This is a genomic window from Parafrankia sp. EAN1pec, assembly GCF_000018005.1.
In the GTDB taxonomy this organism is placed as follows: domain Bacteria; phylum Actinomycetota; class Actinomycetes; order Frankiales; family Frankiaceae; genus Parafrankia; species Parafrankia soli.
This window is the reverse complement of sequence record NC_009921.1, coordinates 249,406-276,263: the sequence shown is the minus strand read 5'-3', so window position 1 is coordinate 276,263 and position 26,858 is coordinate 249,406. Positions and strand designations below refer to the sequence as shown.

Sequence of the window (26,858 nt, the reverse complement as noted above, 5' to 3'; positions counted from 1 at the left end):
TGTACGTCGTGGCTGGATGGGCGTCCGAAGCTTTGAGCTGGCAGCATCAGGAGGGATACCGGCGGGACACGGGAGGAGGACACGCCTGATGGGCCTGCCGCGTCCCGGTGCCACGCTCCGCACGCGGCGGTTCCGCTGGGCGGTCGTCCTGGTGTGGCTGCTGATCGGCGTCGCCGTCAGCCCGCTCGCGTTGATGCTCACCGACGCCGAGACCAACGACGCGGCCGCCTTCCTCCCCGAGGGCGCCGAGTCGACCCGTCTGCTGGAGGCCCAGCGGCAGCTCCCCGGCGGTGACGCCGTGCCGGCGGTGGTCGTCCTGGCCCGTGACGGCGGCCTGACCAAGGCCGACCTGGACGTCGCGACGACGTTGCGCACCGAACTCGCCGGGTTCGCGGCGACGACGACGATCCCGGGAGTGATCCCCGCGCCGGATCACCGCGCGGTGATCATCACCGTCCCGATGCCGCAGACCACGGACGCCGACCGTTTCACCGCCGACGTAGCGCGCATGCGGACAATCGCCAGGCAGGCCGCCGCCGCGGAACCAGGCCTGGATTCCGCGGTCACCGGGCCCGCGGGCCTGGTCTCCGACACCTACGACGTGTTCGTGAAGATCGAGGGCGCACTGCTGCTCGTGACCGCGTCGATCGTGGCCGTGATCCTGCTCGCGGTCTACCGAAGTCCGTTCCTGTGGGTCGTGCCGCTGCTGTCCGTCGGCATCGCCGACCAGACCGCGGCCGGACTGATCTACCTTCTCGCCGAGCACGCCGGGCTCACGGTGAACGGCCAGAGCGCCGGAATGCTGCGGGTGCTCGTCTTCGGCGCCGGCACCGACTACGCGCTGCTGCTCATCTCCCGCTACCGCGAGGAGCTGACCCGGCACGCCGAGCCGGCCACCGCGATGCTGGTCGCGCTGCGCCGGGCCGGCCCGGCGATCCTGGCGTCGGCGGGCACAGTGATCATCGGCATGCTGTGCCTGCTGCTGGGCGAGCTGAACTCGCACCGCGGGCTGGGCCCGGTCTGCGCGATCGGGATCGCGGTCGCGCTGGTCACCATGCTCACGCTGCTGCCGGCGGCGATGGTGGTCGGCGGGCGACGGCTGTTCTGGCCGTTCGTGCCACGTCTGGGCCAGGCGGAGCGGTCGGTGGAGGCCGGCGCGTGGGCGCGCGCCGGCGCCGTGATCGGGCGCCGCCCGCGGACGGTCTGGGTCACCACCGTGGCCGTGCTGGGCGCGCTCGTCATCGGCATGCTCGTCCTGCCCGGCGTCCTGCGCCAGGACCAGGCCTTCCGCGACAACGTCGAGTCGGTCCAGGGCCAGCGCCTGGCCGAGCGGAGCTTCCCGCCGGGCGTCACCGCGCCCACGTTCGTGGTGGCGAACAGCGCGCGCGCCGATGCCGTGGCCGAGGCGGTCCGCGCGACTCCCGGCGTGGCCGCGGCGGCGGAGAGCGGGCGGACGTCCGAGCTCGTCCAGTTCCTGGTCGTGCTCGACGCGCCGCCGGACAGTCCCGAGTCGTTCCGGACGGTGGAGAAGCTGCGCACGACCGTGCACGCGCTGCCCGGCGCCGACGCCCTCGTCGGCGGCAACACCGCCGTCAACCTGGACATCCGGGACGCGGCCGTGCGGGACCGCGAGCTGATCATTCCGGTCGTGCTCGTCGTGGTGCTGCTCATCCTCGGGCTGCTGCTGCGTTCCGTCGTCGCGCCGCTGCTGCTCATGGGCACGGTCGTGCTGTCGTTCTTCGCCGCCCTCGGCGCGAGCGCGCTGGTCTACCACTACGTCTTCGACTTCCCCGGCATCGATCCGGCGCTGCCGCTGATCGGTTTCATCTTCCTGGTGGCGCTCGGCGTCGACTACAACATCTTCCTGATGACCCGGGTGAAGGAGGAGACCGAGCACATCGGGCACGCCGCCGGTGTCCGCCGTGGCCTCGCGGTGACGGGCGGGGTCATCACCTCGGCCGGGGTCGTGCTCGCCGCCACGTTCGCCGTGCTGCTCATCTTCCCGCTGGTCCAGCTCGCCGAGGTCGGCTTCCTGGTCGCGTTCGGCGTTCTGCTCGACACGCTTGTGGTCCGCTCGGTGCTCGTGCCGGCGCTCGCACTGGACGTCGGCCCCGTCGTGTGGTGGCCCAGCCACCCGGAACGCGCCCGGCCCGCCGGCCCAGTCAACGGCCAGCTCACCGACCAGCTCACCGACCACGAGACGCTCGCTGACTTCGGAGCGCTCGGTGTTCCCCTGAGCGCGATGGAGCCCGCGGCCGCGGCCCTCGAGAGTGCCGAGGCACGAGCCCGGGCCGAGGAGGACGAAGACACCGAAGCGAACCGATAAAACAGGCCGCCGGCAGCCCAGACGGTGCGGGCACCGGGCCGGGGCAACGGCCCGGTGGTGGTTCCGCCGTGGCCGTCGCGCCGCGAAATGGCTCAGTGTGCCACGCGCAAGACCTTATGGTTGCGAGATGCACACAGCTCCGGCCGATACCCCTGGCCCGGGGTGGAGCTCCCATTCCTGGCGGATCGACCCCGGTGGCTGGCGGGGCCTGTCGCCGCAGCTGCGCCGCTTGCGCCGGCTGCTGCTGCTGATCGGCGCCATCCCGGTGATCGTGCTGGTAAGCCTGATCGGCGGGGCGTTCCTGGGGCTGCCCGGGCTGGCGGTGGGGGCCGTGCCGACCGCGGCCACCGTGTGGGGCTGGCGCTCGATCGGCCGGGCCTGGAGCGCCTGGCGCTACGCCGAGCGCGAGGACGACCTCCTGATCAGCCACGGCACCTTCGTCCGGAGGCTGGTCGTCGTCCCCTACGGCCGCATGCAACTGGTGGACGTCACCGCCGGGCCGCTGGCGCAGCGGTTCGGCATCGCGCAGGTGCGGCTGCACACCGCCGCGGCCACCACGGACGCCGTGATCCCCGGGCTGTCACCGGTCGAGGCGGCCCGGCTGCGGGATTCGCTGACCGAGCGCGGCGAGGCCCAGGCGGCCGTCCTGTGACCAGGAACGTCCGGTGAGCGGGGCAGGGCTCGCGGGCACGGCAGGGCCAGCGACCAGGGCCGCGTTATGACGAGAGCCGAGCCGGAGCCGTCGGTCGAGGACGCGGCTCCGCCGCTCCAGCCGCCGCCCGCCGGCGCGGAGCCGGACGACGGCTACCACCATCTTCATCCGCTCACGCCACTGCTGCGCGGTTGGCTGCTGGTGGCGGCGGTCGCCGTCAGTATTCTGAAGAACTTCGCCGAGGAACTGACGGTTCGCAGTGTCACGCTCACCCTCTCCGCGCTGCTGCCCGCGGCCTCGGCATACGGCTACTGCGCCTGGCGGTTCACCCGTTACCGCGTGGAAGCCGAGGATCTGCGGCTGGAGACCGGCCTGCTGATCAAGCGTATCCGGCATGTGCGGCTCGACCGCATCCAGTCGGTGGACGTCGCCCAGCCGCTGATCGCCCGGGCGGCCGGGCTCGCCGTGCTGCGGCTGGACCTCGCCGGCACGCACGACGGGGACGCGGAGGAATCCGGCACGAGGCTCAGCTACCTCTCGCTCGAACGCGCGAGGCTGCTGCGGGCGGAGCTGCTCGCCCGCGCAGCCGGCGTGGCGCCCGGAGCCGGAGAGGCACCCGAACGCCCGCTCGCGTACGTTCCGCCGCTGCGCCTGGCAGCCGCGATCACGCTCTCCCCCGCACCGTGGCTGGCACTCGGCGCGGCCTTCATCCTGGTCACCCCGGCCCTGCTCACCGGCACCTTCGCCGGGTTCATCGCGGTCGCGCCCGCGCTGGTCGGAGTGTGGCGGACGACCTTCGACCGCTTCGCGACCGGCTTCCGGTTCACGGTGTCGGAATCGCCGGACGGCCTGCGTATCCGCGGCGGCCTGCTCGACCGTGCCCATCACACCGTGCCGCACGGCCGGGTCCAGGCGGTGAGCCTGCGCGGCTCGCCGCTGTGGCGCTGGCTCGGCTGGGTGGAGCTCCAGATCAACGTCGCCGGCGACGCCCGGAGCATGCTGCTGCCCGTCGCCCCCCGCGGGCAGGCCGTGAACGTGATCGAACGGCTGCTGCCGGCCGTGGACGTCGACGGCATGGCGCTGCCGCGCCCGCCGGGCCGGGCCCGGCTGATCGCGCCGGTCCGGTGGCGCCGGATGCGCTGCGGCGCGGACGACCGGGTGTTCGTCGTCCGCGGCGGAGTGCTGTGGCAGCGCACCGACATCATTCCGCACGGCAAGGTGCAGAGCATCCGGGTCGTGCAGCACCCGGCCCATCGCCTGCTGCGCCTCGCGGATGTCCACCTCGACTGCGCGGGCGGCCCCGTGCGGATCCACGCCCGGCTGCTGGACGTCCGCCAGGCGCACGCGATCGCGGCCGCGCAGGCCGAGCGCTCCCGGCTCAGCCGGGTCGCCGCCGTACCGATCGTGACCGGCTCGCCGGCCTGGACGCCGCTGCGCCCTCTGTCCGGGGCACGCGACCCCGACGCGGTGCACTGAGCCACCGGCCGGACACCGGCCGGGCGCCGGCCGGGCGCCGCCGGTGATCAGCGGGCCCGGCGGGCCGGCGTCACCCGAAGGTCGGGAACTCCGGGCCGAAGACGGTGCCCCACAGGCTGACGGCCTCCTCGTGGTCCCCGGCGCGCTCGGCCGCGACCGCCTTGGCCGAGTAGGTGCGTGCCTGGCGGACGAAGGCGCCAAGATCCTCGAGGTCGTCCTGGCGGAGGTAGCTGGACAGGTCACCGCGGATGTCGGACGGATCGCCGACCACGAGGCCGACCTCGTCCATGTGCCGGAACACCTCGGCGAGGCCCTGGCGCGTGTTGAGACCGCGGCCCGCGAGCACCTGCCCCGCGAGCGCCTCGATGTGGAACGAGCGCAGGTGGCTGCCGCACACCCGGTTCCACGCCTTGAGCAGCCGGACCGCCGAGATGACCCGCGGGCCGAGGTCCATCGTCCAGCTCGCGTGCCGCTCCGGCCGGGTCGGCAGCCAGCCGCCCACTCTGTCCGGGATGACGTAGCCGGCGCGGGGGTGGTCGAAGGCCGGCACGAGGTGGACGTCCGGCGCGGCGTCGTAGACGATGCGCAGCGCCTGGCCGCGGGTGCCGATCGTCTGCACCCGGTCGCCACCGATGGCGTTGCGGACGCAGACGAGCAGGTCGCGAGAATCCCACCGGAAGCGCTTCCACGCGCTGTTCGCCGCGCTGAAGACCACGAAGATGTCCACCTCGTCGAGCGGACGGATCATCGTGTCGCGCCCGGCGGACCCGATCGTGGCCACGCCCACCAGGGGCAGCGCGCAGCGCGGCGGGAAGATCGACCGCAGCGCCCGCTCCGCCTCCGCCCGTCGGTCGTCGATCACCGCGCGGTCGTCGTCACCGAGCCGGACCATGTCGTCCAGCTTGGCGAAGGCGCGGGCAGTCGTGCCGACCAGCAGCGGACCGGTCATCGGGCCGGTCATCGGATTGATCGGAGACGCGCCGGTCACGGCGGGGCCGGGCGGCGGTGCCGTCGCCTGCTCGCCCGCGGGGAACAGCGGGTTCGGCTCCCCCGGCCCGGGCCCCGCCGGCCGCCGCCAGTGCGGCGGAATGATCAGATGGTCGTACGTGACCTCGCTCGACCGTGTTCCGGTAGGAACTTCCCGACGGGCATCCACGCTCATCGTGCAGACCTCCCAGGGCGCAGGTGACGCCGAACGTGCGGGCTCCCTCCCCATTGCGACGCGCCGCCCGCGGCCCGTCGCAGACGCCCCCGCCGGGGCCGGGCGGGCCGGCTACCGGTTGCGACATCGGTTCCTATGGTGCCCCAGGACGTCACGATCTGAACAGGGGGCCGCGGTGTCGGCGTGTCCGGCCCGGCCCCGCCGTCCCACGGAACCATGAAAAACCTGTGTCGGATAGCCGACACCCCAGCCTCGAGGGGCTCTCAGAAATACCACCCCCGGGGGGTGAGGGAAAGAGGGTGACCAGGGCCGATGGCACGTTCGGGCGATCGGCCGCTGGACAGCGGGCGCCTGGAGCGTCGATGCCCGAGGCCGCGCCACCGGCTCGCGCCGCGGCGCCCGCGGACACCCAGGCCACTCGACACGCCGACGATGTTAACTCTAAGTAACGATGTATGCCGGGTCACGCGGCGATCGTCAGACCACTGCCAGGCCATCCCACAGGCCATCCCGGGCTGCCCCGCCGAGGCCCGGCCATTCCGGATATCCCCCACTGCCAGATCATCCGCGACATTCAGGTGACTGGCCGACCATCCGCGACATCCGGGACGGGGCAGCCGACGGCGTCAGCCGGGCGGCGGGCGGATCCACAGCCGACGGCGTTCGGTGAGCAGCACGCCGGTGGGCACGAACGCCGTCGACTGGGCGAGCCGCTTCGCGGCGATGTCCCCGACGCGGACCCTCGTCCCGACCAGAACCCCCCGGTACTCCAGCCAGCTTGCGACGGCCCGGACGGCCTCCGCGGCGTACCCGTCGCGCCGGTGGGCGGCGCTCACCCGGACGCCGACCGCGGCCCGGGCGGCATGCATGTCGGCGGCGAGCAGACCGAGCGCCGTGCCGTCGTCCGCACGCAGCACCCAGGTCAGGATTCCCCGGCCGGCACCGATCCTGCGCCGCAGCTCCCGGCGCACACCCGTCGGGTCCGTGGCGACCGAGTCGGCCGGCGCGGAATCGGCCGGCGCGGAGTCGACCGCGCCGCCGAACAGCTCGCCGGCCGCCAGCCGGACAGGCGCGCCGTGGTTGGCGGCGACCATCGCCTGCGCGAGCTCCTCGGCGACGAACCCGGCGTTCCAGACGGTGAGGGGGAGTGCGCGCAGCCGCGCGGTGGTGAGGGTTGGACCCTCACCCACGGCGGGCCGGCTCCGGGACCCCCAGCAGGCCCCGGTCGCGCAGCCAGGAACCCGTCCGCCGCATGCCCTCGTCGAGGTCGACCTCGCCCCGCCAGCCGACGAGCGCGGCGATCCGGTCCCCGGAGACCGTGCCGCGCCTGGTGACGTCCTGGATCGTCAGCGGGCCGAGGTCGACCCGGACACGCGGGTCCACGTTGGCCATGAGGGCCGCGCCGATCCCGCGCAGCAGGCCCGGACGGCCGCCCGCGGACGCCGGCTGCCGGCTCGGCAGCCGGTCGACGGCGTCGACGACCTCGCACAGCCGCGCAGGCACGGACCGGGGCGCCCGCACCTGCGCCATCGCGGCGTACCGCCCGAAGAACTCGGCCACCGTCGCCGGGCCCGGACCGGTCACGTGCAGCACCTGGCCGGTCACCGTCTCGCCCGGGGCGGCCGCGACGGCCATCACCGCGCTCACCACGTCGTCGACGTGGACGGGGCTCAGCATGCCGCGCCCGCCGTCGACGAGGACGAACCGGCCGGCCCGCATCAGCAGCACGGGCCACAGCGTCCAGCGGCCGGCGCGCGGGCCGTAGGCGTCGGCGATCCGCAGCACGGTGACGGGGGCCCCGTGGGCGGCGGCCGCGCTGACGGTCTGCTCGGCGGCGGCGATCGCGTCGGCGCGCGGCTCGCCGGTGAGGCCGACCGGCGCGGACTCGTCGGCCGCGTGCGGTGCGTCGTCGCCGAGCGCGCTCACGCAGGACAGGTGGACCACGCGGCGGACACCAGCGCGCTGGGCCGCGTCGAGCACCGTCGCGGTCCCGCCGAGCAGCACCTTGCGCATCTGCGCGGTGGTGATCCCGCTGGGCGGGGTCGCCCGGCCGGCCCGCACCGGCGCCAGCTCCCCGACGCCGCCCATGCCCACGGCGGCGGCGTGCACGAGCAGGTCAGCGCCCTCGAGCGCCTTCTCCCAGCTCCCGGACATCGTGACGTCGGCCAGGGTGACGCCCGGCGCACGCCGCACGTCGAGCCCGATGACCTCGTCACCGCGCCGACGGAGCTCATGCGCCACGGCGCCGCCGAGGAATCCGGCCGCGCCGGTGACCACCGACCGCACCACGCTCGCCCTCCCTCACCCGCTTCGCGGCCAGCCGGCCGGCGCCGACCCACGCACACCGGCGGCTGGTTACCCGACCCGGCCTGTTCCGGACCAGACGATACGTGATCTTTTGGTGTCCACTCTGCCGGCGGAGTCGGCCGGCCTGAGCATGATGGCGAGCGATAGTACCGGGCCCGATGAGGGTGCCTGGTTCTGGGCCGGCGCGGGCCGCCGTCCGGTACCCTCCGGAGCGGTTTCGAGACGCCCCCGAAGGCCACGGAAAAGGGTCAGCAAAAGACCACCAGCGGGAATGGGCCGCCCGATTGGTGCCGTTACGGCGAGCCGAAATCCTGGACCCAGTAGGTGCCGTAGTCACCTCCGGTGGCGAGCCCGACACCGATCTGGCTGAGCGAACAGTTCAGGATGTTCGCCCGGTGGCCGGGGCTCGCCATCCAGTCCGCGACGACGTCGGCCGGGGTCCGCTGGCCGGCCGCGATGTTCTCCGCCGCGATCGAGAAGACGTAGCCCGCCGCCGCGATCCGGTCGAAGGGCGACCGCCCGTCCCGGCCGTTGTGGTCGAAGTAGTTCCGGGCCGCCATGTCCGCGCTGTGCTCCTGGGCCGAAGCCGCCAGGCGGGCGTCGACCGTGAGGGCCGGGCAGCCCGCGGCCGAGCGCTGGGCATTGGTCCGCGTGACGACCTCCTCGATCAGCGCGGCCGTCGCCGCCGACCCGGCACCGCCGCCCGCGCCGGTCGGGGTCCCGGCGAGCCGGGCGCCGGAAGCGACGGGGGCCGGTGCCGGCCCGGCCACCGCGCCCGCCGCGGTGCTCGCGCCCGCCGCGGTGCTCGCGCCCGCCGCCGGCTCGGCGCCCGACGGCAAACCGGCGCCCGTCGGGGAGCCGGACACTCCCGCGGAGGCCGACCCGGCAGGGCCGGCCGGCGTACCCGGGGCCGTGCCGTCGCCCGGATCGGCGGCGGCGGCCGCCGCTGACCGCGGCGCGGCTCCGCCCGGAGCCGTCTGGTCCGCCCCGGGCGGGAGGGGGTTCGCGACGGGCACCCGGCCGGTGCGGACCAGCGGGGCGTGCGTCGCACGGAAGATCACCTCGGACAGGGTGTAGTCGCCGTTCGGCAGCTGCCGGGTGTCGATGCTTGCCTCGAACGGCTCGCCCATCGCCCACCGGATCACGTTCACGGGGCCCGAGAGCAGGTAGAGGACCCAGGGCTCGCCCGGTGCCGAGCCCGGTTGCCCGTCGGCGGCCATGATCGCGAGCAGCGCGGGATCGGCCCGCAGAACCAGCACACCGCTCACCGGCCCCCGGTCGGCCGGCCACACCGGATCGGCGGACGACCCGCCGTACCCCGCCAGGGCGCCCCGCCCGCTCCGCGACGCACTGCCAGGCGGTGCGCCGACGGCATCCGTGCCCGCGGTGTGATCCGCGGTGCCCGCACCGGTCCCGCCCGCGACGGACCCGTCCGCGACAACCCTGTTGGACCCGGAGAGGCCACGGCCCGCCGCGCTCGACGTCGAGGGGACCTCGCCCGAGGCCGCCACGAGCCCGAGCGTGACCAGCGTCAGCGCCACCAGCCCCGCGGCGGCGCGCAGCCCGCCCGCCCGCCTGGGCGTGGGACGTCTTCGGTGCCGCCGGCCACGGACCACGTCCTGGACCGGGCCCGCGGGGCCGGGCGGGTCCGCGGCGCGCGAACTCCGCGCACGCAGGGCCGGCCGCGCATGCGCGCTCGGTCGTGCATTCGAGCCCGGCCGTACACGCAAGCCCGGACCGGACGGTGCAGCCCGGCCACGTTCAGGACGCTCTGAGTGCATTCGGACCCTCTGTGTGATCGGCTTGCCGGCCGCTCGCCCACCCGAAGAGACTAGCGATCTGTAGCCGTAGGGGTCCGGCCGGGCCAGGACGAACCCACCGACCAGGCATATAAGGGGTCAGTCCGAGGTGGTCCCGTCGCCGGGATCTCCCGGTACCCGCTCAGTGCGGGCTGGTCCCGCTGGTCCCGCTGGAGCCGCCCAGGCCCCGCGGCCGCGCTACCCGCCGGCGGAGCAGCTCACCGACCGCCCCCGCCAGGACGGACACGACGATGACCACCAGCGCGATCCACAGCGCCGCGTCCCGCAGGCCCGGGATCGAGGCAGCCTCGTAGCCCAGCAGGGTCAGGCCCGTCCCCCAGACGACAGCGCCGATGACCACGGCCACGCCGAACCGGTGCCGCGGCATCGCCACCGCGCCCGCCAGCACCGGAGCGAACGTCCGCGCCCAGGGGACGAACCTGGCCGCGATCAGGGTCACCGCGCCGAACCGGCGGTAGAACTCCTCGGTTCGGCCGAGTGCCCGCGCGTGTCGGCGTTCCAGGTAGGGCCGGCCCAGGTGGCTGCCGGTGGCATAGCCCACCACGGCGCCGGCGCTGGCCACCACCGCGACACCGACCGCGACCACGACGATTGACACGTCCGCGGCCGGATCCGCGGCGACCAGACCGGCGGCGAACAGGATGGTGTCCCCTGGAAGCCAGAAGCCGACCAGGATCCCGCTCTCCGCAAATATCACCGCGAAGAGGATGACGTAGAGGGTCATCCCGGAGAGGCTCTCGATGTCCACTCGGCCAGTCTGCCGGGCGCGGCGGGCGGGGAGGAGACATCCAGCCGCCTTCCGGCGATGTCGCGTGGAACCACACCCGTCCGAGGCGCGCGACGGCATACCCTTCGGCCTACACCTGCCGTCGGCACGCGTCGGGCGCGACCGGACTCATGGGGATCCAGGGATCCGGTGGCGGGTTCGGCGGCGCGGCCGGCGCCAAGGCCCGCGGGCGGTGTGTGCCGCCAGCCGGCCGCGGCGCCCCTACACCTTTCGAGGAGTTCCACCGATGCCCATCGCCAGCCCAGACGTCTACGCCGAGATGCTCAGCCGGGCGAAGTCGAACGCCTACGCCTACCCCGCCATCAACGTGACCTCGTCGCAGACCCTCAATGCCGCGCTCCGGGGTTTCGCGGAAGCCGGCAGCGACGGAATCGTCCAGGTGTCGACCGGCGGCGCCGAGTTCCTCTCGGGAACGACCATCAAGAACATGGTGCTGGGCGCGGAAGCGCTCGCCGAATACGCGCACCACGTCGCCAAGGCATACCCGGTGAACATCGCGCTGCACACGGACCACTGCCCCGCCGACAAGCTGGACACCTACATCCGCCCGCTGATCGCCATCTCGAAGGAGCGTGTGGCGCAGGGCCGCGACCCGCTTTTCCAGTCCCACATGTGGGACGGTTCGGCGGTCGAGCTCGAGGAGAACCTCAAGATTGCCGACGAGCTGCTCGCCGACTGTCGCGCGGCGCGCATCGTGCTGGAAGTCGAAATCGGTGTCGTCGGTGGTGAGGAGGACGGCGTCGTAGGCGCCATCGACGAGAAGCTCTACACCACCCCCGGTGACATGTTCCGCACCGCCGAGGTTCTCGGCACCGGAGAAAAGGGCAGCTACATGCTGGCCGCGACGTTCGGCAACGTGCACGGCGTCTACAAGCCGGGGAACGTCAAGCTCCGGCCCTCGATCCTGCGCGAGGGTCAGCAGCACGTGGCCGAGAAGCTCGGCCTGGCCGCCGACGCGAAGCCGTTCAACCTGGTCTTCCATGGCGGCAGTGGGTCGGACCTCTCCGAGATCCGCGAAACGCTCGACTACGGCGTCATCAAGATGAACGTGGACACCGACACCCAGTACGCGTTCACCCGGCCGATCGTCGACCACATGCTCCGCAACTACGACGGTGTCCTCAAGGTGGACGGTGAGGTCGGGGTCAAGAAGGCCTACGACCCGCGCACCTACGGCAAGGCCGCCGAAACCGCCATGGCCGCCCGGGTCGCCCAGGCCTGTGACGACCTGCGGTCCGCCGGCCGGTCGATCGGGGTCTGACCGGCCCCGTCCGGTTCACGGCCCGACGGTCACCTGATCCGCTCCTCTCCCTCCCGGGGACGTCTGTCCCCGGGAGTACTCCTATGCCCCGCGGAGTCCATGTGTCCCGGCTGTGGCCCTCGGCCGCACGTGGCACTGTTCTCCCCATGGCTCCGCGTTTACCCGGCACGGGGCGCCTCGCCCCGTGCCGCCCGGGACGCCCGTGCCGCCCGGGACGCTCAGTGCCATCCGGACACCCAATGACACCCGGGACGGATAGTGCCCAAATAGGCACACAAAGCTATCGTGGACGCGCGGTGCCCAGCGGAGCACACGGCGCCAACTCGGAACAGAGTGTGCACCCGCTCCCATCCATGCGGAAGCGCACCCATCGATGTGGATGTGAGGCGTCGCCCGCCCGGCGAGGCCTCATGAAGATCGTGCGGGCGGTTGGCGCGACATCGGCACCCATACCAACCCAGGACACTCCGAAGCCCACAGTCCACCACAGGCCCCTCACGGGTTGCGGATCGGGTAAAGCCTGCTGAGACCACGCACACGACCCATCGGCGTCCACACCGGACGCAGTGTTCGCGTGGGCTCCTATGTGTCTCAGCAGCCCCGATGCGTCCCACCCGACACATGCCGCCGCGCGCCGAACGCTGCTGGCGCGGTGACCCGAGCGCACCCCGTGGCGTCCCGAGCGCACCCGTTCGCGCTCCCCGGCGACACCTCTCCCGGCCCGTCCCGAGACGCACGCCTGTGGCCGAACCGCGCGCCGCCCCGCCCGCGGGCCCGCGGGACAGCTCGGATTCCCGCCCGAACGGGGCTACTTCGGGGCACGCACAGAGGCACCAGACAGCCCACGCGATCGCCCGATCACGGGCGAGAGACACACACGGACCCATCTCAGCCAAGATCGATCCGAGGGATGAACGGGACGTACCGACCCGACCCCGAGGGACGCCGCCACCCAGCAAGCAGTCACAGAAACACCCCAACAAGTTAACTCATAGTTACAGTTGCGTTTCTCACACATCACGGCATGCGGGCCAGCATCAGCACGACGATATGAATTTTCTAGCTGCTTGATGACGGCCTGGCCGGCCGCGGGTAGCCTTCTCGCATATTCGGCTCGATTGTCGACAGCACGCCCAATGGCAACGATCTTTCACCAGTGTGATCTGTCGGTACGAACCACCCTCCACGACGCGGTCGCCAAGTTAATGAGCGCGCATGCGCGCGCGATACCAGCACCGTGATCAAAGCTCAAGCAGCCACCGGACGGTGTGCTCTTTTTCACCTGAGGCATTCAGTGCTTGTCATTCGACCTGACGGCGTGGTTATGGTCTTCGCCGTGCCCGGAGACAGGCCGGGCACCCGACGGGTGGCACGCCGAATCCCTGCCCCCATCCGTTGGAAACAGAAACCCGATGGCAGGAGCGGGGGAACCAATACCCGGTCGCCGATTCTGGGGACCTTGGGGTGAAGCCGCTAACGCCGACGACACGAGGAGGAAGCTTGTCCTCCGTTGCCGAAGGCACAGGATTTCCGGAGTTCCTGACTTGGCGGCCGGGCTTTTTCCCTGCCCGAACCCGACAGCTCACCTCGCAGGCGTGGGGAAGGAAAACTCACGCATGTCCGACGCACGTACCAGTGGCCGACAACGCCGCAGCAGTACCCGCAGCCGGGCCCGCACTCTCGTCTCCGTCCCCGTCATCGCCGCGGCGGTCGGCGGAACACTCGCCCTGAGCCAGCCGGCCAACGCCGCCACGACCTGGGAAGGTCTGCGGCAATGCGAGTCCGGCGGTAACTACACGACGAACACCGGTAACGGCTACTATGGCGCTTACCAGTTCTCGCCAGGCACCTGGCGCAGCCTCGGCTACTCGGGGCTGCCACACACGGCTCCGCCCGCCGTGCAGGACACAGCGGCACTGCAACTCGCACTCCGTTCCGGGTTCGGCCAGTGGCCGGTCTGCGGGAGCGGAATGGGCTCCGAGCAGCTCCTGCCCGGCGCGTCGTCATCAGGCGCCGGGGTCCAGGCGTCCAGAGCGGCCGAGCGCACCTCGCTGGTCGCCCAGCCCGCAGCCGCGGGCGTCCCGAACCTGACACGGACATACACCGCGTCGATGGTCAACCAGGTCAGCGACGAAATCCGCTCCTGGCAGGCCAAGATGACCTCCCTCGGCTACCCCCTCACGGTCGACGGCAGCTACGGACCACGGTCCGCGGCCGCGGCGCGTGACTTCCAGGCCGCACGCGGCCTCGTGGTGGACGGCGTCCTGGGTCCGCAGACCTGGGCGGCCACCTTCGGCTGACGCCTGCCGACCGGCGCACTCGGTCACCAGCCGGGCCGTCTGACGGCCACCGCCGCACGCGGTGACCGCTCCCCCGCTGGCCTGAACCGACCCACCGCACCCTCCTGACGGCCGCCCCCACGCCGCTGTCCGGTCGCGGTGGCCCCCACGCACCGGTCGAGCCCCCTTCGCAAGGCGTCCTTCCCCCGGCCGAGGCATCCCACCCGCGCCCGTCGCGGTGAGCCATCCCTCCATGGACTCAGGCCCTCGAACCGGGCGCCGGCGAATCATCCGTGTTCCAACTCCGCCCAGCCGGTGTGTCCCCGGACATCCCGCCCGCGGCTGACCACGTGCTGTCGCAACCGCGATTCCCCCACCAGCACGAGCTCGGCACTCTGCGTCGCCCCGGTTCGTCGGCGGCGAAGACCCGCCGGCGCCAGGACCGTATGACCCGCCCGCACGGGGCAGACCCCGCCGTGCGGGCGGGGGCGGTGCGCGGATCGCCCCAACGATCCGCGCGGCACGGGAGGCGGTACGGACTCAGGCGGCAAGCCGGCGTCGAAGTCCCGATGCCGGGGGCCGTGTTCTCATCCGTGATCCACCCGATGATCGGACGAACCCTCCGACAGCCAAGTCGCCGCGGCGCGCGACCCACCGCCGACTCGGCTAGGTCGAGCCCGCCGCATGATCTCCTCCGGCCCAGGCCGCAGGAGGAGCCGTCCACGCCGGTGATCCCGGCGGGCGGGCGTGTCCCGCACAGGCCGGGACACGCCCGCCGTGGACGGCCAGCCCGATCCCGTCGCCCGTGCAGGTCCTCCCTCCGCCGCGCCCCGTGCCCCCGGGCCCACAACCCCATCAACCTCCATCTAGTCACGTCAGATATACAGAACGTAATTATCTTGGAAAAAACTACAAACGAACGACAAACATACTTTCGAGGAGCCGTCGAGACGCGACGGCACGCGGCCCGACCCACCCCGGAGGACGTCCGTCCGCGGCCTGGCGGTAACGTCATCCGGATCAGTGCGTCTAGTCACAATCGGCTACGTCACTCGTCAATCAGCCCATTCGGGTAGCTCCGATGTGGTCCTTTCGCATCCCCCACTAGCCGCCCGAATTTGCGCCGTCTAGCTAGATCTCGCTACAGTTCCGCCCACTCGCCTCCCCGGGCGAGGTCATGCGGACGGACGCCGAGTCCTGCCCCCGTCCCCATGGCCGGAACGAGCACGGACAACATCGGGCAGGAGCGGGGGACCCACCATCCGGACGCCCCCCGGCGTCCTAGGGGTTAAGCCGGCGAAACGTGCGGCCGGGAGCACACCGATCCGCGAGGACGGGCTCCGGGCCAGCGGCGCCGACCGGGCAACTTCCAGCCCGAACCCGACAGCTCACCCCGTAGGCGACGGGAAGGACTCTGATGCGATCGCATGATCGTGTTCCCGCCCGTTCCAATGGCCGTGGCGGAAGGCACCGAGCGACCCAGGGACCGTCCACCGCGACTCGGGTCCTGCGCACCACCGGCGCCGTGACGGCGCTGGTCGGCACCGGGCTCGCGGTGACCGCCGCTCCCGCGGGAGCGGCAACTGCCGACGACTTCGCGAAGCTCCGCAAGTGCGAGTCGGGCGGCAACTACGCCATCAACACCGGCAACGGCTTCTACGGTGCCTACCAGTTCGACCAGCGCACCTGGACGGGCCTGGGCTACCCCGGCCGACCCGACCAGGCTCCTCCCGCGATGCAGGACGAGGCCGCGTACAAGCTGTACGACAGCCGCGGCTGGTCACCATGGCCCGGCTGCACCAGCAAGCTCGGCCTCACGAGGAACGGCCCGGCGCCGGCGTCGTCCGGTGCCGGCGGCGACGTGATCGCCCAGGCCCTGACGCCGGCCGAGCCGCCCATGACGCTCGAGCGCGCTCGGGCTGAGGTCGGCGGCCAGTTCGGCGGCGAGGTGCTGAACGTCGGTATGGGCGACGACGTGCGCGCGGACGCCTTCATATGGCAGGCGGAGATGCGCGACCGCCGGTTCGTCCTGACCGTCGACGGCAAGTTCGGCCCGGAATCGCAGGGCATCGCCGCGCTCTACTCGTACCTCACCCGAGTGAGTGACGGTCAGCCCGGCGTGGTCGGCCAGAACCTGTGGAACGCCACCGTCAGCGGCTGACACCACCAGCGCCGCCTGACGCACAGCACCACCGGACCACCGGGCACCCCGGCAGCTCCGGGCTTCACCTGACACCACCGTCGACGGCCGACGTCGGCGGCGCCAGCGGACGTTGCCGACAGCTGACAGCGTCGACAGCTGTCGCACGCCCTGAGACGGCCGGCAGCGCCCTCACACCGTCGGCAGCACCCCCAGTGGCTGACAACGCCGTCAGCCGGCTGGCGGCACGACCGACGGCCGGCACCCGCATCCGCTCCCAGCGGCTGACAGCGCCGTCAGCGGCTGGAGGCTGCCACGGCCCGGCACTGACGACCTGCGGTGCCACGTCGGGACGTCGCGCGGCGTCCATGTCAAGGCGCCCCGGGGCCTGGATGTCGCCGGGCCGGGCGTCGTGCGCGCCCGCCCACCCGCAGCGAGACCAAGCCGGGCGTGGGGCCAGGCCGGGCGCGCGACCAAGCCGCGCGGGACCGCGGTGCCCAGCGGAGCACAGCCCCTGACATCGCCGTCGCCACCCGCCAGGACCGCGGACGGCGCCGGACCTGCGGCGGCCACGCGTACCTCCGGATGACGGGCGCCGGGTCCTCATGACCGTCTGGCAGGTCGGGCTATGCCTCGTTGGCACGAGGTTCCACGAGGGCGCTGTGGTCCCGGGCTGGTCCCGATCTCGCCTCCGCGCCCGTGCCGTGGTCCTCCCGGCCCTCGATTGCCGTCAAGCAGAAATCTAAAAACCAACAGACAGACTACGGAAGAAATCGACTGACACAGGAGAAGTAGGGCCGGCGGCGGCGCGATACCGGTCGCGACGCCGGCGGGGCACCGACGCGATGCCGGCGCGGCCCGCGGCCGTCCGTGGCCGTTCAGTGGCCGTCCGCGGGCGGCTCGGCCCCGGAACGGCTCCGGCGTCGGGCAGGATGAGGTCATGACGACACCGCCCGCGAACCAGAACCTCCTGTCGGGCCCGCCGCCCACGCTGCTGCCCTCCGACGCGGCGGCCGCGGACGCACTGCGGGCCGGCGACACGCCGGACACGGTCGCCGCCCGGTTCCCGGCCATCAGCCTCGGCTGGGCGGTCCTCGCCGAGGACGCGCTGCGCGCCGGGCGCCCGGTGGAGGCGTACGCCTACGCACGGACCGGGTACCACCGGGGCCTGGACCAGCTCCGCCGGTCCGGCTGGAAGGGGCACGGGCCGGTCCCGTGGTCCCACGAGCCGAACCGCGGCTTCCTGCGCGCGCTGGCCGCACTCTCCCGCGCCGCGGCGGAGATCAACGATAGCGAGGAGGCGGCCCGGTGCCGGCAGTTCCTCACGGACAGCGACCCGGCCGCGGCCGCGGAACTCGGTCTCGCATAGCCGCCATCCGGCCACGGAACGCCGCCGCCGGCCCGCAGGGTCTGGCGGACGGACCACGACGGGCCCATATCCCTAGTAACCTCGCCCGGTGCCCGCACTAGTCCTCATCGGCGCCCAGTGGGGCGACGAGGGAAAAGGAAAGGCGACCGACCTCCTGGGCGGCGCCGTCGACTACGTCGTCCGCTACCAGGGTGGCAACAACGCCGGACACACGGTGGTGATCGGTGCGGAGAGTTACGCCCTGCACCTGATTCCGTCCGGTGTGCTCCGCACCGACTGCGTTCCGGTGATCGGTAACGGCGTCGTGATCGACCCCGGTGTGCTGCTCTCGGAGATGGATGGCCTACAGGCCCGCGGAGTCGACGTCTCCCGTCTGCTCATCAGCGCGGACGCCCATCTGATCATGCCGCACCACCGCGCCCTGGACAGGGTCACCGAGCGGTACCTGGGCAAGGCCCGGATCGGCACGACGGGCCGGGGCATCGGCCCTGCGTACGGGGACAAAGTCGCCCGCACCGGCATCCGGGTGCAGGACCTGCTCGACCCCGGCATCTTCCGGCAGAAGCTGGAGCTGGCGCTACGGGAGAAGAACCAGGTCCTGACCAAGGTCTACAACCGGCGGCGCATCGAGGTCGACGAGGTCGTCGAGGAGTACGCCGCCTACGCCGAGCGGCTGACCCCGCACATCGCCGACACCGGCCTGCTCCTCGACACCGCCCTGCGCGAGGGCAAGGTCGTCCTCCTCGAGGGCTCCCAGGGCACCCTCCTGGACGTCGACCACGGCACGTATCCGTTTGTGACCTCCTCGAACCCGACCGCCGGCTACGCCGCGACCGGCGCCGGCATCGGCCCCACCCGCATCAACCGGGTGATCGGGATCATCAAGGCGTACACGACCCGGGTCGGCGCCGGCCCGTTCCCGACCGAGCTCGACGACAAGGTCGGCGAGGAGCTGCGCCGCATCGGCGGAGAATTCGGGGTCACCACCGGCCGGGCCAGGCGCACCGGCTGGTTCGACGCGGTCATCGCCCGCTACGCAGTCCGGGTGAACGGCCTCACCGACCTTTTCCTCACCAAACTCGACGTACTTTCCGGCTTCGACACGGTGCCGGTCTGCGTGGGCTACGAGATCAACGGTCAGCGCACCGATGAGATGCCGATGACGCAGACGGAGTTCCACCACGCGAAACCGATCTACGTCGAGCTGCCTGGGTGGCACGAGGACATCTCGGGTGTCACCCGGTTCGCCGATCTCCCCGAGGCCGCCCAGGCGTATGTGGCGACACTCGAGGAGATGGCGGGCGCCCCGGTGTCGGCGGTCGGGGTGGGCCCCGGCCGCGCCCAGACCCTGGTGATCAACGAACTGATCTGACCCGGGCACGGCCCACACAGCCGTCCACCCTGCCGTGCCCGGTCCCGGCCAGTCCGGCGCGCGGGCGAGAGTCTCACCCGCGCCGTGCCGTGCCCAGGCCTGAGCCGTGACCGGTCCCCCGTGCGGTGAACAGTCTCGCGCGGTGATCGGGTCGGGCCGGAGTTGCACTACGGAGCGTTACGGTCGACGCTTGGCCGGTCACAGTAGGCGACGACCGGGGGTGGTGGCGATGGCGGGATACCCGTCGCAGGCCTCCTGGGACGACGAGCACGCCGACGGCGCCGACGGCGCAGGCTCCGAGATCACGAACGAGACACTCGCCACCGCGCGACCCTCGACCGAACTCGAGCCGGCGACGGCACCACGCCAGCCAGGCCCGGCACGCTGGTCACCCACCGTCCATCCTGACCATCCGCTGCGCCGCGGCATCGACCCCGCGACGTGGCCGGTCGGTTTCTCCCCCACCGGCGAGGCGCTGCCGGAGGCCCTGACCGACGTTCTCCTGCGCGGCAGTCACGCCATCCGCAGCTCGAAGCGCGCCGAGGCCCAGCGCCTCGAGCGGGCGGCGGCGATCGCCGAGCACGTCCAGGCCCAGATCGACGACTTCCTGGGCTTCTGCGCGGCCGAGCGCCTCACCCCACCGGTCATCGTCCGCACGAACGGCCGCCGCGCCGAACGATCCCACGACGATGTCCCCGACTGGAACGGCACGCCACGACTCCGGACGTCAACCACGGGCCGCGCCGCCGCACGGGCCGGGGAGGACGGCTCCAGACAGGACCGCCGCCGTGGCGAGGACGACGCGGACCCCGACACCGCCAGTCCGCCACCCACCGGCCGGCACGGACGTCGGTCGGGGACCACACCGGCACGCCGCCGGCTCCTTCGCCGCGAGCGGCTGCACGCCTGGCCACTCCTCTACTGGCGCTGCGAGAGTTTCCCGGCCCCGGGACGCTCCCTGCACCTGTTCGTCGAACCGGACGGACGCACCTTCGAGGGCCGCGACGCCCCCGCGCCGCTGACGGTGCTCGGCCGTGAGGTGCAGGTGTGGCCCGTCGACGCCCCGTCGATAGTCGAGGGCATGGCCGAGGTGGACGCCCGCCGTTGCGCACTTCACCTGGTGCACGGAATGGCTCACATGCTCTGGCAGGCCGGCGTGGGCCTGTAGCCCTTCCTCCTTCTCAATCTATTAGCCACATCTAATTCCATCTCCACCATCGGCACCGTTTCCGGCGCGCACAGAGAAGTGTGGTGATCGAGTGAGTCCATGCACTCATTCAGTCGCCGCGCTTCATCGAAACGGATAAAAGGACGTCGACAGCGCCGACGCGCGCCCCCGAAGCCCCGCGGCCCGAGCCGGGCGCCGGGCGGGGGCCCGGACCATGCGACACGGCGGTGGTCGGTGGAGGCGGCACGGGTCCTGCCGTGGTCTCTTCTTGCTGATGAGCAAGCGGACATTGCTGGCACCAGTCGATCCCCGGGACACTCGGGACGGCATCGCCGACAGGGCCACAAGGCAAAGGATGATCAACGTGCGCGCTAACCTGGACCCCGTGACTTCCGCGGCCGCCACCCCGGCCTCCCCCGAGCTGTGAAGGTCCTCGTCGTCGGTTCCGGCGGGCGTGAGCACGCGTTGTGCCGCGCGCTGGCCCGGGATCCCAATGTCGGCTCGCTCGTGTGCGCCCCGGGCAACGCGGGGACGGCGGAGCTGGCCGAGCCGCGTCCGCTGCGGGTCGACGATCCGGATGCTGTCGCCGCCCTCGCCGAGTCGGTGCGCGCCGATCTGACGGTGATCGGCCCCGAGGTCCCGCTGGTCGCCGGCGCGGCCGACGAGATCAGGGCCCGTGGGCTGCGGGCGTTCGGCCCGTCCGCCGCGGCCGCGCGACTGGAGGGCAGCAAGGCGTTCGCGAAGGAGATCATGCGAGCGGCGGGCGTCCCCACGGCCGATTCGCGGGACCACACCGAGATCTCCTCGGCGCTGGCCGATCTGGATAGTTTCGGCCCGCCGTACGTCGTGAAGTACGACGGTCTCGCCGCGGGCAAGGGCGTCACCGTGACCACCGACCGGGACGCGGCCGTCGACGCCGTCCGGGCGAGCCTGCGTGGCCCGGACGACCGGGTGGTGCTCGAGGAGTACCTCGACGGGCCCGAGGTCTCGCTGTTCGCGATCGTCACCGAGTCCGGCTCGGTGGTGCCGCTGCTGCCCGCTCAGGACCACAAGCGGGTCGGCGACGGCGACACCGGCCCGAACACCGGCGGGATGGGGGCCTACACCCCGCTGCCGTGGGCGCCGCGGAACCTGACCGCCGAGGTGGTCCGCACGGTGATCCGGCCGACAGTGGACGAGATGGCCCGCCGGGGAACCCCGTTCACCGGTCTGTTGTACGCCGGGCTGGCGCTGACGTCCCGTGGCATTCGTGTGGTCGAGTTCAACGTTCGGTTCGGTGACCCCGAGGTACAGGCGATCCTGGCACTGCTCAACACGCCGCTGACCGACGTGCTCTCCGGGCGGCGGCCGCCGGTGTGGCGGTCGGGGGCCGCAATCACCGTGGTCGTCGCCGCCGCCGGCTACCCGGCGAACCCACGGCTCGGTGATCCCATCCGTGGTCTGGCCGCGGCCGGCGCGCTGGCGGGGGTGGACGTGCTCCACGCCGGGACCCGCCGGGACGAACAGGGGCAGGTGGTCGCGTCGGGTGGCAGGGTGCTGTCCGTCACGGCCATCGGCTCGAACCTCGAGTCCGCGCGAGGATCGGCATACGAGGCCATCAGCCGCATCTCGCTGGACGGTGCCCACTACCGCACCGACATCGGGGACCCGTCCCGGATGCGCGGCGCGGTGGACGTCCACCGCGCCGGTTCCGGGGTGGGCGACCTTCACCAGTCGCAGGACCAGCAGGACAAGAAGGAGTGAGCGTGTCGCAGGGCAAGTCGTCACAGGGCAACGGGGCAAGGGGCGGCTCGATGGATCCGCGGGTGGCGATCGTCTACGGCTCCCCGTCGGACACCCAGACCATGAGCAAGGCCGGCGCCACCCTGGAGCGCTTCGGGGTCGCCTACGAGGAGGTCTCCCTCTCGGCGCACCGCGCCCCGCGCACGCTCGCGGAGTACGTCGGGAAGCTGCGCGCGCGGGAGATCCAGGTGGTGATCGCCGGCGCCGGGCTCGCCGCCGCGCTGCCGGGCGCCGTCGCGGCCCTGACGACCCTGCCGGTCATCGGCGTGCCGATCTCCGGTGGCGCGCTGGACGGCATGGACTCCATGCTCGCCATCGCGCAGATGCCGCCCGGCGTGCCGGTGGCCACCGTCGGGCTGAACAACTCGACGAACGCCGCGATCCTCGCGATCCAGATCCTGGCGCTGGGCGACCCGGATCTCGGCCTGAAGCTCGCGACATTCAAGGACGAGTTCGAGCAGGCAGCGGCCGACTCTCTCGCTGACGTCGCGGCGGCGGCGACCGCGGCGGCACGCGCATGATCGGTCGCTACACGCTGCCCGACATGGGTCGGGTGTGGTCCGAGGCGAACAAGTACGAGCTGTGGTGCAAGGTCGAGGTCCTGGTCCTGGAGGCGCACGCGGCGGCCGGGCGCGTCCCGGCCGACGCGGTGGGCCCGGTGCGTGCCGCGGCGGCCCCGACGCCGGAGGCCGTCGCCGAGATCGAGGCCGTCACCCAGCACGACGTGATCGCCTTCCTGACCGCCTGGGCCGACCAGACCGAGCCGCGTTCCGCCGCGGCCTACGTGCACTTCGGCATGACCTCGTCGGACCTGCTCGACACCGCGCTCGCCTGCCAGCTCGTCGAGGCCACCGACCTGCTGCTCGCCCGTGCCGACCGGCTGGTCGCCGCGCTGCGCGACCTCGGGCTGGCGCACCGCGGGACCCTGCGGGTCGGCCGCACGCACGGCATCCACGGCGAGCCGACGGTGTTCGGCCACCGCGTCGCCGACCTGGCCTTCGGGATGGCCCGCTGCCGTGACCGGCTGCGCGCGGCGCGGGCGGACGTCGGCGTCGCGAAGATCTCGGGAGCGGTCGGCACATACTCGAACATCGACACCGACGTGGAGGGCTACGTCGCGGACAAGCTCGGCCTCACCCCGGCGCCGGTCGCGACACAGGTCGTCCTGCGGGACGGAATCGCCTCCTGGGTCGCGGCCCTCGCCGGCCTGGCGACGGTCTGCGAGGCGGTCGCCCTCGAGGTGCGGCACGGGCAGCGCACAGAGGTCCGGGAGCTGTCCGAGCCGTTCGGGTCGGGCCAGAAGGGCTCGTCCGCGATGCCGCACAAGAAGAACCCGATCATGTCGGAGCGCATCGCGGGGATCGCCCGGATCGTCCGGGCCCAGTACGTGCCCGTCCTCGAGGGTGTCCCGCTGTGGCACGAGCGGGACATCTCGCACTCCTCCACCGAGCGCATCGCCCTGCCGGACGCCGCCTGCGGCGTGGACTACCTGCTACACCTCACCACCCGGCTCGTCGACGGCCTCGTCGTCGACCGGGAACGGATGCGGGCGAACCTCGACGCCACCGGCGGGCTCGTCTACACCTCGGCGGTACTGCTGGAGCTGGTGGAAACCGGGCTGTCGCGCGAGGACGCCTACGCCGTCACCCAGGCGGCGGCGATGGAAACCTGGCAGACGGGCGTCCCCTTCCGCGAGACGCTGCGCAAGCACGCGGGCGACCGCGGCCTGCCGCTCGACGAGGCTCGCCTGGACGAGGTCAGCCGACCGGAACGCTATGTCGAGCGGCTCACCCCCCTCTTCGACCGACTGGCCGCGCTGAGCTAAGCCGAGCTGGACGCCACCGGGCCGGGCGGAATGGCCCGGCCTGGCCTGGGGCAACGGGGTGAAAGCCGCGGTCAGGTGTCGGGCCGGACGGGGTCCGGCCGAGTTGCCTCGGGCTGGGCATCAAGGGCGCCGCGCAGCTCGTCGAGCTCCTCGGGGGCGACGAGGCCGCCCTCGACCGCACGGTCGAGCAGGCTGGCCGCGGTGTCACGCGGTCCCGACGCCAGCAGGTCGACGAGCGTGCGTGCCACGCTCGTCGCCCGCAGACCGTGCACCTGCTCCTGCTGCTCCGCGGACATCGCGTCGTACCACAGCACGACACCCTTGTTCCGCCGCCGCGATGATCCGGGCGGGAGGAGCAGGTGGATCGGTTCGTCGTCCGAGCGCGGCGGCAGGGTCGGGAACTCGTGCAGGCGGGCCGCTGTCAGGCCACAGAGGGTCGCGCACGGCAGGACGAGCAACGCCGCCTGGCACCGTCCAAGATAAGTGTCGCAGGTGGGGACGACATATCCGCCCTGGACTGGATTGAGCCAGTCCTCATTCTGGACCAACTGGTGTAGGCGATGGTCGGTAAGGCCGGCACAACGCGCCTGTACGCGCGTGAGCGCACCCTTCTGGCGGCACGCGACCGCCAGGGCCCGAGCAAGCGCGGGGTCGTGGCGACTCATGCCTTCCACGGTGCCAGGAGCAAATCCAGCCGTGCGCCGATATCCAGCCCTCGATCGATGACCTGGCTGAAAATTCTTCGATAGCCAACCGTCGGGCACACTAAAGATATAAGCACGAATACGATTTCCCAATATTTTTGTCTTCCGGGTTCAGAGGTAGGGATCCCGGGCAGGCGCCGGCGGGACGAAGGGCCGGGGGCAGCCCCGGAGGTCTCGCCCCCGGGCCTCGTACACCTCGGCGACCTCTGGGGCCCGGCGGCCCGGCGACCTCTGGGGCCCGGCGACCTCTGCGCTCGGGGGCCGGGGAGCCTCGGAACCCGGGGCCGGCAGCCTCTGGACCTGGGGGCCAGGGGCCCAGCCTCCGAACCTCCGGGATCGAACCTCCGGGATCGGACCTCCGGGATCAGGGATCGGGGGCCCGGAGATCGGAGATCACGGGTCGACCCCGCACACCCCGGTAGCCTGCTCGCCCTTTGACATCCTTCTCGCTCTTTCAGGCAGGGTTCTACCGAAAAAACCACCCGAAACGGCGAGAAAGAAACGAAAAGGCGAGTAGCCGAGCGCCAGAATCGGTCCGGACCGACCCGGACCGGACCCCAGCCACCCGCCCCCACACCGCACCTTCACGGATGCCCGAATACCGGCCACGCCTGGCGGTTGCCGGCTACTTCTGAGCAACGGTCAGTGGATGGCGACCTCCAGGCCGATCAGAATGATGCCGAGTAGGGCGATTCCCGCGGTGTAGCCGGCGAGTCGCCAGCGGCGTAGGCCTCCCGCGCGCCCGGAGAACAGGCCCCACGCGCAGAGCAGCAGCAGCGAGGTCCACAGTGCCGCCTCCTGCGCGTCACTGACGCTCGCGCCGGCCGCACGGGCGACTGCCAGCACGGCGAGCGGCAGGAACGAGGCCCGGACCATCGGCCAGTTCTCGACCAGCGCGCGCCGGGCGCCAGGCCAGCCGGCGTCGGAGCCGGCGTCGGAGCCGGCTCGGCGATCGGCTACGCGCCCGATGCCGTCACCGGTGTCGCGCCGGACGCGGTGGCCGATGGCGTGGGCGTAGCCGTGTGCCAGCCAGAAGACGACCATTGTCGTGGCGACCGCGGCGATGATCTCGGCGGCCGAGTCCTGATCAGGGTCCTGGGCGGCGATCAGGCCGGCGGCCAGCACCGTCCCGTAGACGGCGTGCCGGGGATGACCGGTTGGCGGGAAGAGGATGGCCCTGGCCGCGGCGCGGAAGGCGCCGTCGGCCGTTGAACCGCCCGCGGTGTCCCCGGCGCTCGCCACAAGGCGACATGCTGCCGGCGGCCGCCGGCATCCGCATCCCGACCAGGACCCCGGGCCGGTCGCCCCGGCCCGGGTCCGCCGCCGGGCAACCGAGCGGGGGCATCACGAAGAGGCACGTTGAGCGGGCGTCCCGGGCAGGAGGCTACCGGTACGGTCGGACCATGCCGCTGACACATGAGGAGTTCGCCGGGCTGACGCATCTCGGCTCGGGGAAGGTGCGTGAGCTGTTCGCGATCGGGGATGACGCGGTGCTGCTCGTGGCGAGCGACCGGATCTCGGCCTTCGACGTCGTGCTGCCCACGGAGATCCCAGACAAGGGCGCGGTGCTCACCGGGCTCAGCCTGTGGTGGTTCGACCAGCTTGGTGATCTCGTCCCGAGCCATGTGATCAGTTCGAGTGTGGACGAGTATCCGGCGGAACTCGCGCCCTACGCCGAGCAGCTGCGCGGGCGCTCGATGCTGTGCCGCCGGCTCGACATGGTCCAGATCGAGTGCGTCGCCCGCGGTTACCTGACCGGCAGCGGTCTGAAGGACTACCGGCGCTCCGGCACCGTCAGCGGCCATCCGCTCCCCGCCGGCCTGGAGGATGGCAGCAGGCTGCCGAACCCGATCTACACGCCGTCGACGAAGGCACCGATCGGGGAGCATGACGAGAACATCAGCCGGGACGACGCGGCCGGCCGGGTCGGCGCGGAGCTGGCGGCCGAGCTCGAGCGGCTCACCCTGCAGATCTTCGGGCGGGCCAGCGACCTGGCCGCCGAGCGCGGGATCCTGCTCGCCGACACCAAGTTCGAGTTCGGCCACGACGCGGACGGCGTGCTGCGGCTCGCCGACGAGGTACTCACCCCGGACTCGTCCCGGTTCTGGCCGGCGGACGCCTGGACGCCGGGCGGCACGCAGCCGTCCTATGACAAGCAGTTCATCCGCGACTACCTGGTCAGCACGGGGTGGGACCGCAACCCGCCGGCACCGGAGCTGCCCGACGACATCGTCGAGTCGACGCGCGCCCGCTATGTCGAGGCCTACGAGCGGCTGACCGGGATCTCGTTCAAGGATTACCTGTCCACCGCGTGACCACCCCGCCGGCCGGGGGTTAGCCCCACCTGGGGTCGCGAGCGAACCCCACCGGGCGCCGGAGGATTTCGGCACCTCAAACCTGGTAGCTCTCCGCAGTGACCAGGAACGGC

General features: G+C 72.2%; 20 protein-coding genes and 1 riboswitch. Of the genes, 13 read left to right on the top strand and 7 right to left on the bottom strand.

The features are described 5' to 3' along the window. Positions 1-88 precede the first annotated feature (88 nt). From FRANEAN1_RS01060 to FRANEAN1_RS01050, 3 genes are all read left to right on the top strand, one after another. Positions 89-2,326, top strand: coding sequence for an MMPL family transporter (locus FRANEAN1_RS01060; RefSeq protein ID WP_012157669.1), 2,238 nt, complete (start codon positions 89-91; stop codon positions 2,324-2,326). Positions 2,327-2,453: 127 nt separating this feature from the next. Beyond that, a complete protein-coding gene (locus FRANEAN1_RS01055; protein ID WP_012157668.1) occupies positions 2,454-2,978 on the top strand; it encodes a PH domain-containing protein in 525 nt (174 codons plus the stop codon). A 66-nt stretch (positions 2,979-3,044) separates the two neighbouring features. Beyond that, positions 3,045-4,454: a PH domain-containing protein gene (locus FRANEAN1_RS01050; protein WP_012157667.1), complete on the top strand. Its 1,410-nt coding sequence runs from the start codon at positions 3,045-3,047 to the stop codon at positions 4,452-4,454. A 70-nt stretch (positions 4,455-4,524) separates the two neighbouring features. Here FRANEAN1_RS01050 and FRANEAN1_RS01045 read toward each other — a convergent pair whose 3' ends face one another. The 5 genes from FRANEAN1_RS01045 to FRANEAN1_RS01025 form a co-directional block, all read right to left on the bottom strand. Then, a complete protein-coding gene (locus FRANEAN1_RS01045; RefSeq protein ID WP_012157666.1) occupies positions 4,525-5,616 on the bottom strand; it encodes a nucleotidyltransferase in 1,092 nt (363 codons plus the stop codon). A 626-nt stretch (positions 5,617-6,242) separates the two neighbouring features. Next, complete coding sequence (locus FRANEAN1_RS01040; protein WP_012157665.1) at positions 6,243-6,806, bottom strand: GNAT family N-acetyltransferase; 564 nt, start codon at positions 6,804-6,806, stop codon at positions 6,243-6,245. Next, positions 6,799-7,905, bottom strand: coding sequence for an NAD(P)-dependent oxidoreductase (locus FRANEAN1_RS01035; protein ID WP_012157664.1), 1,107 nt, complete (start codon positions 7,903-7,905; stop codon positions 6,799-6,801). Before FRANEAN1_RS01035 ends, FRANEAN1_RS01040 begins: the two co-directional genes overlap by 8 nt. A 311-nt stretch (positions 7,906-8,216) precedes the next feature. Continuing rightward, positions 8,217-9,539, bottom strand: a complete 1,323-nt coding sequence (locus FRANEAN1_RS01030) for a CAP domain-containing protein (protein WP_347176929.1) — start codon at positions 9,537-9,539, stop codon at positions 8,217-8,219. 325 nt (positions 9,540-9,864) lie between these two features. Beyond that, positions 9,865-10,491, bottom strand: a complete 627-nt coding sequence (locus FRANEAN1_RS01025) for a VTT domain-containing protein (RefSeq protein ID WP_041253540.1) — start codon at positions 10,489-10,491, stop codon at positions 9,865-9,867. Positions 10,492-10,756: 265 nt separating this feature from the next. Here FRANEAN1_RS01025 and fbaA point away from each other — a divergent pair, with 265 nt between their 5' ends. From fbaA to purB, 9 genes are all read left to right on the top strand, one after another. Next, positions 10,757-11,791 (top strand): class II fructose-bisphosphate aldolase, encoded by a 1,035-nt coding sequence (gene fbaA, locus FRANEAN1_RS01020; RefSeq protein ID WP_012157661.1) that lies wholly within the window; start codon positions 10,757-10,759, stop codon positions 11,789-11,791. A 1,362-nt stretch (positions 11,792-13,153) separates the two neighbouring features. After that, a riboswitch (cyclic di-AMP (ydaO/yuaA leader) is annotated at positions 13,154-13,401 on the top strand. 6 nt (positions 13,402-13,407) lie between these two features. After that, complete coding sequence (locus FRANEAN1_RS01015) at positions 13,408-14,091, top strand: transglycosylase family protein (protein ID WP_012157659.1); 684 nt, start codon at positions 13,408-13,410, stop codon at positions 14,089-14,091. Positions 14,092-15,487: 1,396 nt separating this feature from the next. Then, positions 15,488-16,231 carry a transglycosylase family protein gene (locus FRANEAN1_RS01010; RefSeq protein WP_012157657.1) on the top strand — a complete coding sequence of 248 codons (744 nt, stop codon included), beginning with the start codon at positions 15,488-15,490 and terminating at the stop codon, positions 16,229-16,231. 919 nt (positions 16,232-17,150) lie between these two features. Beyond that, positions 17,151-17,579 carry a DUF3151 domain-containing protein gene (locus tag FRANEAN1_RS01005; protein WP_012157656.1) on the top strand — a complete coding sequence of 143 codons (429 nt, stop codon included), beginning with the start codon at positions 17,151-17,153 and terminating at the stop codon, positions 17,577-17,579. An 88-nt stretch (positions 17,580-17,667) separates the two neighbouring features. After that, positions 17,668-18,951 carry an adenylosuccinate synthase gene (locus FRANEAN1_RS01000; RefSeq protein ID WP_012157655.1) on the top strand — a complete coding sequence of 428 codons (1,284 nt, stop codon included), beginning with the start codon at positions 17,668-17,670 and terminating at the stop codon, positions 18,949-18,951. A gap of 229 nt (positions 18,952-19,180) precedes the next feature. Next, positions 19,181-20,119 (top strand): hypothetical protein, encoded by a 939-nt coding sequence (locus FRANEAN1_RS00995; RefSeq protein ID WP_012157654.1) that lies wholly within the window; start codon positions 19,181-19,183, stop codon positions 20,117-20,119. 423 nt (positions 20,120-20,542) lie between these two features. After that, on the top strand, positions 20,543-21,862 hold the full coding sequence (gene purD, locus FRANEAN1_RS00990; protein ID WP_012157652.1) for a phosphoribosylamine--glycine ligase: 1,320 nt from the start codon (positions 20,543-20,545) through the stop codon (positions 21,860-21,862). 50 nt (positions 21,863-21,912) lie between these two features. Then, positions 21,913-22,422: a 5-(carboxyamino)imidazole ribonucleotide mutase gene (purE, locus tag FRANEAN1_RS00985; protein ID WP_041255237.1), complete on the top strand. Its 510-nt coding sequence runs from the start codon at positions 21,913-21,915 to the stop codon at positions 22,420-22,422. Then, positions 22,419-23,726 (top strand): adenylosuccinate lyase, encoded by a 1,308-nt coding sequence (gene purB / locus FRANEAN1_RS00980; RefSeq protein ID WP_012157650.1) that lies wholly within the window; start codon positions 22,419-22,421, stop codon positions 23,724-23,726. The genes purE and purB overlap by 4 nt, the downstream gene beginning before the upstream one ends. Positions 23,727-23,797: 71 nt before the next feature. On the opposite strand, the gene FRANEAN1_RS00975 is transcribed toward purB, so the two are convergent. After that, the gene (locus tag FRANEAN1_RS00975) at positions 23,798-24,274 is read right to left on the bottom strand and encodes a hypothetical protein (protein ID WP_041253537.1); all 477 of its coding nucleotides are present in this window, start codon (positions 24,272-24,274) and stop codon (positions 23,798-23,800) included. A gap of 798 nt (positions 24,275-25,072) precedes the next feature. After that, entirely contained in the window at positions 25,073-25,672 is a 600-nt protein-coding gene (locus tag FRANEAN1_RS00970) for a hypothetical protein (RefSeq protein ID WP_012157647.1), read from the bottom strand. 161 nt (positions 25,673-25,833) lie between these two features. Here FRANEAN1_RS00970 and FRANEAN1_RS00965 point away from each other — a divergent pair, with 161 nt between their 5' ends. Beyond that, positions 25,834-26,745 (top strand): phosphoribosylaminoimidazolesuccinocarboxamide synthase, encoded by a 912-nt coding sequence (locus tag FRANEAN1_RS00965; protein ID WP_041253535.1) that lies wholly within the window; start codon positions 25,834-25,836, stop codon positions 26,743-26,745. The last annotated feature ends 113 nt before the right edge of the window (positions 26,746-26,858 follow it).

Excerpts from the sequence above, each read along its gene's own strand:
- FRANEAN1_RS01055 (WP_012157668.1), top strand. The coding sequence starts at position 2,454 with ATGCACACAGCTCCGGCCGATACCCCTGGCCCGGGGTGGAGCTCCCAT.
- FRANEAN1_RS01005 (WP_012157656.1), top strand. The coding sequence starts at position 17,151 with ATGACGACACCGCCCGCGAACCAGAACCTCCTGTCGGGCCCGCCGCCC.
- FRANEAN1_RS01060 (WP_012157669.1), top strand. The coding sequence starts at position 89 with ATGGGCCTGCCGCGTCCCGGTGCCACGCTCCGCACGCGGCGGTTCCGC.
- FRANEAN1_RS01015 (WP_012157659.1), top strand. The coding sequence starts at position 13,408 with ATGTCCGACGCACGTACCAGTGGCCGACAACGCCGCAGCAGTACCCGC.
- FRANEAN1_RS00965 (WP_041253535.1), top strand. The coding sequence starts at position 25,834 with ATGCCGCTGACACATGAGGAGTTCGCCGGGCTGACGCATCTCGGCTCG.
- FRANEAN1_RS00995 (WP_012157654.1), top strand. The coding sequence starts at position 19,181 with ATGGCGGGATACCCGTCGCAGGCCTCCTGGGACGACGAGCACGCCGAC.
- FRANEAN1_RS01010 (WP_012157657.1), top strand. The coding sequence starts at position 15,488 with ATGCGATCGCATGATCGTGTTCCCGCCCGTTCCAATGGCCGTGGCGGA.
- purB (WP_012157650.1), top strand. The coding sequence starts at position 22,419 with ATGATCGGTCGCTACACGCTGCCCGACATGGGTCGGGTGTGGTCCGAG.
- FRANEAN1_RS01045 (WP_012157666.1), bottom strand. The coding sequence starts at position 5,616 with ATGAGCGTGGATGCCCGTCGGGAAGTTCCTACCGGAACACGGTCGAGC.
- fbaA (WP_012157661.1), top strand. The coding sequence starts at position 10,757 with ATGCCCATCGCCAGCCCAGACGTCTACGCCGAGATGCTCAGCCGGGCG.
- purE (WP_041255237.1), top strand. The coding sequence starts at position 21,913 with ATGGATCCGCGGGTGGCGATCGTCTACGGCTCCCCGTCGGACACCCAG.
- FRANEAN1_RS01050 (WP_012157667.1), top strand. The coding sequence starts at position 3,045 with ATGACGAGAGCCGAGCCGGAGCCGTCGGTCGAGGACGCGGCTCCGCCG.